The sequence below is a fragment of the Algibacillus agarilyticus genome (genome assembly GCF_003286125.1).
Taxonomy (GTDB): domain Bacteria; phylum Pseudomonadota; class Gammaproteobacteria; order Enterobacterales; family Alteromonadaceae; genus Algibacillus; species Algibacillus agarilyticus.
In genome coordinates this window covers 1-2,064 of sequence record NZ_QMED01000068.1, presented here as the reverse complement: position 1 = coordinate 2,064, position 2,064 = coordinate 1, and the positions used below count along the sequence as shown (strand labels likewise).

Sequence of the window (2,064 nt, the reverse complement as noted above, 5' to 3'; positions counted from 1 at the left end):
ATAATTCTTCAACGTTGTGGTGATTTTATTTGTTAAATCTACACGGTCTTGCACGAGTTTACGACGATATTCAACCAGTTGGGCAAGCGACCTGACACTTTCGGTATCGGGTGTAATGACGCTCAATTTAGGCATATGCTGCTGTAATATTTCTAATTGGATAGCCGCGTCTGTTGGATCGTCTTTAGCCCCACTGAGTGTAAATGCCTTTCGGTATTTTGCTACGGTAGAGGGGTTTATAGTAAACAATACGATATGCTGAAATTTACTGAGCGCATAAATTAAAGGGCCTTTTTTTAATTCACAAGCGACAGCAACGGGTTGACCATTATATTTTTGTTTTAAAGTATTCGCCCAAGCATTAATAGCTTCTGGTTTTGAGGAAATAACGGTAAAAATGGGTTTGTCGCTTTTCTGTTCGAGTTCACAAACGTCGTGTTTACGATCTGCCCAATCGATAGCGATAAGGGCGGCAAAATCAGTAGGATTAAAAACTTTCATTTTTGACCTCCAAAGCGTAAAGTTAACCATGGAATATGGCAGTGGTATTGTTTCTCGCAGGTCTTATAGATAGTCGATATAGACGGCAATCCCTGAGTATGCGTATTGAAACAAGTGACTTCTGTTGCTCCGAAAGTCTTGTTATAAGCATCGAATGTTTTCGCTCAAATATTCGTAAGCAACAGAAGCATATTCCACCTATTAATAAGTTAGGTAAACTGATTAATTAATGGAACGGAGCAACTATAAGCCAATCAAGCAGGACTAAAAACAGTTTGCTCGGTTTCGCTTCGCTACACATTTTAGCAAACAATTTTTAGCCCCTTATTGGGGCGTTAGCTATACAAGGAAGTTATGAGTCGTTTTCTATTATTGTTATTAAATATCCTAGCTTTTGAGGCTGCAGCATGTTCCTTTGCTCCAGCGTTTGATGTTTTCGTAATATCTGAGAATTCTTCAGATGAAGTTACTTCACCAACTTTTAAAGTTGATTCAATTCACAGAGGAACAGATGATGGAAATCATGGCTCATGTTCTGATGCAGGTTTTATCAATTTAAAACTTGAGACTTTACCTTCGCATGAACAAGGTTATATTTTTAAAATCGTTGAAGGTAAATTTGAAGATCAGCTTTTTTACGAATCTCCTGTCGTACCATCGAAGTTTATGGAAAATGAAAAGCTATTTAGCTTTCTTTGGTTAGATGGGAGCTATGAAGAACAAGAACCCATAAATATCACGGTTCAGATTATTGCTGTATCTCGTTCTGGGAATAAAAGTGAACCTCAACTATTAACAATAACTCACCCTGGTATACAAAAACCTTGGTGGAAGGTTTGGTAGCAAAGTATAGCTAACAAGCCAATTAAGACGGGACTGCTAACAGCTTGCTCGGTTCCGCTTCGCTACACATTTTAGCAAGCTATAATCAGCCCCTTATTGGGGCGTTAGGTATACAAGGAAGATAGGTGCCAATTCATATCAAGTTAGAAAATTCTACAGAAGATATTATTCGCTTAGAAAAAGGTGTTTGGGATCTTCCCCCACAAATTAAAGCGCTAGAGTCATGGTTAATTGAAAATCCGTTAAATCTTTTACCTTCAAATTATATTGTGGATATAGGTTTTAGCGTAAGAGAAAATGCTTGTGGTGGAGGTGCTATTTTGTCGCCTCAAGCTATGGCAATAATGGGACAACTTGGTATAAAACTTTACTTATCTGAGTACGGTGATTAACGTATACCTAACAACACGCCCTGAGGTGGACAGCAAGCATTAAGTTTTACTTTCTACCGCATATTTTAAGAGCGGTGAACCCTTACTTTTCAAGGCTTCTAGATAGGTTGATTCATCATATGCTGTGCTGGTTTTCCAGCACCGAAACAATATCCTGATCCACTTAAATGCCAACGCTCTGATGATGGTATTATGCGGTTTTCCTTTCGCTGCTTGCTGTTGATAATAAGCTTTAGCCCAAAACGAATATCGCACCGATTGACCTGCCCATTCAACAAATGTTTGCCGTAAAAATGTTGTGCATGAGTATCGCCAATGTATCCACTCT

Annotated in this window: 3 protein-coding genes and 1 pseudogene; 2 read left to right on the top strand and 2 right to left on the bottom strand. The window is 38.6% G+C overall.

From position 1 onward, the window contains the following. A partial coding sequence (locus DPX34_RS21515) for an IS110 family transposase (protein ID WP_157964591.1) occupies positions 1-501 on the bottom strand: 501 nt, incomplete at its 3' end. 354 nt (positions 502-855) lie between these two features. On the opposite strand from DPX34_RS21515, the gene DPX34_RS21510 reads away from it, so the two are divergent. After that, positions 856-1,344 carry a hypothetical protein gene (locus DPX34_RS21510; protein WP_111980449.1) on the top strand — a complete coding sequence of 163 codons (489 nt, stop codon included), beginning with the start codon at positions 856-858 and terminating at the stop codon, positions 1,342-1,344. 125 nt (positions 1,345-1,469) lie between these two features. Then, on the top strand, positions 1,470-1,736 hold the full coding sequence (locus DPX34_RS21505) for a hypothetical protein (protein WP_111980448.1): 267 nt from the start codon (positions 1,470-1,472) through the stop codon (positions 1,734-1,736). A gap of 39 nt (positions 1,737-1,775) precedes the next feature. Here the strand turns inward: DPX34_RS21505 and DPX34_RS22180 are convergent. Continuing rightward, positions 1,776-2,064: pseudogene (locus tag DPX34_RS22180) on the bottom strand (IS110 family transposase); the annotation flags it as partial.

What these genes read in the sequence shown, in the direction of transcription:
- DPX34_RS21510 (WP_111980449.1), top strand. Translation starts at nt 856, where the DNA reads ATGAGTCGTTTTCTATTATTGTTATTAAATATCCTAGCTTTTGAGGCT.